General features: G+C 58.0%; 2 protein-coding genes. One reads left to right on the forward strand and one right to left on the reverse strand.

Going from position 1 to position 3,243, the window contains the following annotated elements; genetic code table 11:
* Positions 1-393 precede the first annotated feature (393 nt).
* Complete coding sequence (locus tag Q7O77_RS16105; protein WP_304169671.1) at positions 394-2,610, reverse strand: TonB-dependent siderophore receptor; 2,217 nt, start codon at positions 2,608-2,610, stop codon at positions 394-396.
* 307 nt (positions 2,611-2,917) lie between these two features.
* Here Q7O77_RS16105 and Q7O77_RS16110 point away from each other — a divergent pair.
* Positions 2,918-3,243 (forward strand): enterochelin esterase domain-containing protein (locus Q7O77_RS16110; protein WP_304169673.1); only part of this gene is annotated, 326 nt, incomplete at its 3' end.

Raw genomic sequence — 3,243 nt, forward strand, 5'->3', positions numbered from 1 at the left:
TTAACGTGGCGTAACAGCCGCGGGCATGCAGGCTGGCGGCGGGCGACAGGAATAACATGTCGTCTCGGCGTAGGTCGCTGATATCCGACGCGCAAGACTGGGCAGATAGCGTAGACACAGTCCGTTCCTTATGGTTGATTCACAAAAACGAAAGGCCGAGAAAGGCGTATTTCGTTGGAATTATGCTGTGGTAATCACAGGTCCTTTCACTGGACCCGTCCCGTCGGGGCGCAGTGATTCGCCGTATCGACGGTGCGGCGCTTGCGGGTGCCGTTTAATTGGCCGCGCCAATAAAGCGCCTTACGGCGGATCGTCAAGGTCATCAATAAAAACAGGCGGACGCGTGATGCCGTCCGCCAGCGTGCTAGCGGCGATGGTGCATGGCCATCGTCGTTACCAGCTGTAACTCACCGTGGCGACGATGCTGCGTCCGGAGCCGTAGAAGCAGGCGGACGTATTGCTGCATGACGCGACATAGTGTTTATCAGCCAGATTGTTGACGTTAAGCTGCACGGCCGCGCCTTTCAGGCTGGCGGCGGCTTCGCCCAGTTCGTAACGCGCCATGGCATCGAACAGGGTGTAGTGAGGCACTTTGAAGCTTTCGGCGTTGTCGCCGTAGCTGGTGCCGACATAGCGCACGCCGGTGCCCAGCGTCAGGCCTTTCAGCGCGCTATCCAGGAAACGGTAGGTTCCCCAGGCGGATGCGGTGTGGCGTGGAATCGACGCCGGTGCTTTGCCCACCTGATTGGCGGTGTTGCTCTCGCGCGTCTCCGCATCGGTAAAGGTGTAGGCGCCCATCAGGCTGATTTCCGGGGTGAGCTGGGTGTGCGCTTCCGCTTCCACACCCTTCGATTTCACCTTGCCGATCTGCTCGTTGTATCCGGTGATGCTGTTATAGGAGGTGATGTTCTTCTGGGTGATATCGAACAGCGAAAGCGTCAGCAGCGTGTTGCCGCCCGGCGCCTGATATTTCACCCCAACTTCGGACTGCTCGCCGGTGGTGGGTTTGAACGGATCGCTGCCCGGCGCGCCCGTGCTCAGGTTTGGCTCGAATGACGTGCTGTAGCTGATGTACGGGGAAATGCCGTTGTCGAAGGCGTACAGCAGCGCCGCGCGGCCGGTGAACTTGTTGTCGTTCTGCTGTGACGTGGTGGACTCGGCTCGGTCCGTCGTGCGCACTTCGCTCCAGTCGTTACGTCCGGACAGCAGCAGATTCCAGCGCTCCCACTCCATCTGGTCTTGCAGATAGATCCCCACCTGATCGAGCTTTTTCACCGTACTGCTCATCAGGCTCAGTTCGCTATCGCTGACCAGCCACGAACCGCCGTAGGCCGGGTTGGCCCAATCGAAATCGTACTGGTCGCCGCCGTTGCGCCAGTAGTTGTAATCCTGCTTCTGCCATTTGTAATCCAGCCCGCCGATCAGGGTATGGGCGACGTCGCCGGTCGCAAATTTGGCCTTCAGCTGGTTATCCAGTCCCAGTTCATCGGTATTGGTGTACTCCTTCTGCTGACGGCGGGAGATCGTGGTGTCCGTCGCCGTTCCGCCGACGGTGTAGACCAGATACTTGTACTTCTCCTTCAACTTGGAGTAGCGGAAGTTCTGCTGGAACGAGATCGTGTCGTTGAACGAGTGGTCGAAGATATAACCGAGCGACCCCAGCTCGCGCTTCGATTCGTGATAGTGGGGATCGCTGACGTTCAGGTCGTAAGGGATATAGCCGGACACCGTTTCGAACGCCGTGCCGTAGGCGGGCAGGAAGTTACGGAAGCCCGCCTCCGGATCGTTCTGGTAGGCCGTCAGCAGCGTAAAGCTGGTATCGGGATTCGGCAGCCAGGTGAGGGCGGGCGCGATGGCGATGCGCTCCTGCTTAGAGTTTTTAACGAATTCATGCTGGGTGCTGCCGATGCCGTTCAGGCGGTAAAGCAGCGTTTTGTCGTCGTTCAGCGCGCCGCCGAAGTCGAACGCCGCTTCGCCCAGATGCTGATTGCCCGCGCTGAACTGAATCTTGCGGATCTCTTCCGCCGTCGGACGTTTACTGGTCATGCTGATCAGGCCGCCGGGGTTGACCTGTCCATACAGCACGGACGCCGGGCCATGAACCAGCTCGACGCGTTCAAGCAGCCACGGATCGAATTTGCCGAGCGATGACCCCTGACCGCTCAGCCCGAAGCTCAAACCATCAAGGAATTTCGGCGCGTAACGGAATCCGCGGGCGATCACTTCGTCGTTGCGGTTGGAGGAGCCGCGGTAGTTGGTGACGACGCCGCTGGTGTAGTTCAAGGCATCGGCGACGGAGCCAACGGCCTGCTGGTCCATCTGGTCACGGGTCACGACGGAGATCGTCTGCGGCGTTTTGACCAGCGGCGTTTCGGTTTTGGTGCCGGATGCGCTGGCCTTGGCGACGATGCCGCGAAGCGGGGCCGTAACGCTTTCTCCCGGCGTTGCCGTCACCACAATGGTGTCGCTCTTATCGGCGGAAGAGGGCGTTTCCGCCGCCTGCGTCAAGGCGGGGATCAACAGCGAGGAAGCCAGCACCAGAGGCGCTCTGCGGCTGTTAGTACAAAAAGTAATAAGCTGTGCTAATGGTTTTATTTTGGTTTCAAACATGATTTATCCCTTTGAAAATCCTGTCGCAAAACATCAGAAGGAAGAGTTTCGTAAGCATTGCGCCAGCAACCCACCAGGATGGTTAACCATCACTGAGACGGGAAGCTGATAAACCTCTTGTTTTTAGTGGTCTTAGCCCACGTTAATCCCTGTCTTAACGTAAGTTCGGTTTACATGTTATTGCAACTGTAAATGATTCTCAATATTATTCGTTTTTATGTCTTGTTCTGTGATGTCATCCTCAGACGTGAAAATTTGAGTCATTAATCTTAAGTAATTGTTAAGGGATTCAGGACCGGGAGGTTTTATGTCTGAACCACGACCGTCGGGATTTGCCGCGGCGTTGTTACGTGAGCCGGAGGTGGGAACGGAAGCCTGGTGGCGACAGATTGCCGACTTTGGCACGCCGCTGGTGGAAAGCGCGGGCGCCGAGCTGGTGAGGGCGACGTTTCTTTGGCGCGATCCCGCAGGGTCGGAGGCGCACTCTCCGACACAACGGGTGTATGCGGATATCAACGGCGTCACCGATCACCACAGCTGTTCGCCGCAAAGCCTGCAGCGTCTGGCGGGAACGGATGTCTGGCACGGGTCTGTTGAGGTGGAAAAGGCGTGGCGCGGCAGCTACTGCCTGCT

This window comes from Lonsdalea britannica (assembly GCF_946477055.1).
GTDB lineage: Bacteria > Pseudomonadota > Gammaproteobacteria > Enterobacterales > Enterobacteriaceae > Lonsdalea > Lonsdalea britannica_A.

What these genes read in the sequence shown, in the direction of transcription:
- Q7O77_RS16105 (WP_304169671.1), bottom strand. Translation starts at nt 2,610, where the DNA reads ATGTTTGAAACCAAAATAAAACCATTAGCACAGCTTATTACTTTTTGT.